Annotated in this window: 1 protein-coding gene; it reads right to left on the bottom strand. The window is 69.5% G+C overall.

What is annotated here, in order from left to right; translation table 11 throughout:
• Positions 1–84: 84 nt before the first annotated feature.
• The coding region (locus ACFVX9_RS39585) for a discoidin domain-containing protein (protein ID WP_387987125.1) at positions 85–1,283 on the bottom strand (1,199 nt) is incomplete at its 5' end.

A 1,283-nucleotide genomic window follows, 5' to 3' on the forward strand; every position in this document is an offset into this window, starting at 1 on the left:
GTGTGCGGCAGGGGCTGCACAAACCCCCGGGTCCGGCGGGCCGGGTCCGGGGGTCTGTGGTTGTGCCTGTCGTGTACCGGGTCGTCAGTTCTGGTGGCCGATGTTGATTTCTGCTGCTGAGGTCCAGGGGTTGCCGTTGATTTCGCGGAGGGCGGTGAGGCGGATGTAGCGGGCGGTGGTGGGGGTGAGGGCGGCTTTCTGCTGTTCGGGGTTGCCGGTGAAGGTGCCGGCGGCGGCCTGGGTCCAGGTGGCGGCGTCGGTGGAGGTGTAGATCTGGTAGTCGGCGATGCGTCCGTTGACGGAGTTCTGGCGGGGGAGGTAGTAGAGGGAGGTGACGTTGTAAGAGCCGCCGAGGTCGAGGACGATCTGGTGGGGGGTGGGAGGGTTGGCGCCCTGCCACTGGGTGTGCCAGTAGGTGTCGGCACTGCCGTCCAGGACGTTGGTGGCGGGTGCGTTCTCGCCGCGGGTCTCCTCACTGTCGACCCAGTGGACGCTCATCTGGTTTTGCGGGATGAGGGTTTCGCCCCCGCCCCCGCCTCCTGTGGTGATGTGGATGGGGGTGGAGGGGGAGTACTGGTCGCTGATGGTGAAGGCGCAGGCCGTGTCACCGGGAGCGGCTGAGCCTTGTGCGCTGATGCCGGTCCACAGGGCGGAGACGGAGGTGGGGGCGGGCAGGCCGAGGTCGACGGGGGCGGTGGAGGCCAGGCTCTGCCCGCCGGAGACCAGGGCCGCGGGATAAGTATGGGTCTGGCCGTCGCCGGTGATGACGGCAATCTCATACTGGCCGGAGGCAGCAGTGGTGAAGGTGAGGCCCTTGCCGGGGGGCAGGATGACGGTGGCATACCGGGGGGTGACGGGGTCCTGCCCGGTGCTCATGAGGCGGACGGCGGGGTAGCCGGCCGTGCCCCCGGGAGTGAGGGTGATGTCGGGGGGCCCGGCCGGTGACGCCTGGAAACTGCCCCGGTCACCAGGACCGGCCCCCGGGGCCAGGACCAGGCCGTCGGTGATGTGGACCGGCGTCGACAGACACGGCTCATTGCCCACCGTGTAAAGCAGCGCCGTGACATCCAGCGGACAGCCCGCATCCGCCGTAACAGGTACCCACAGGGCGGAGGCGGAGCCCGGCTCGGGGATGGCGAGGTCGACACCGGTGAAGGTGAGGGTCTGCCGGTCAGGGGAGAGCTGGCCTGCCGCACTGACAATGTCCCGGCCGAAGCCGGCCTCCACCGACAGCTCATACGCACCGCCCGGCCCATGCGCCGCAAACTCCAGGTGCGGGGCAA

It is taken from the genome of Kitasatospora sp. NPDC058243 (assembly GCF_042882025.1).
Classification (GTDB): domain Bacteria; phylum Actinomycetota; class Actinomycetes; order Streptomycetales; family Streptomycetaceae; genus Kitasatospora.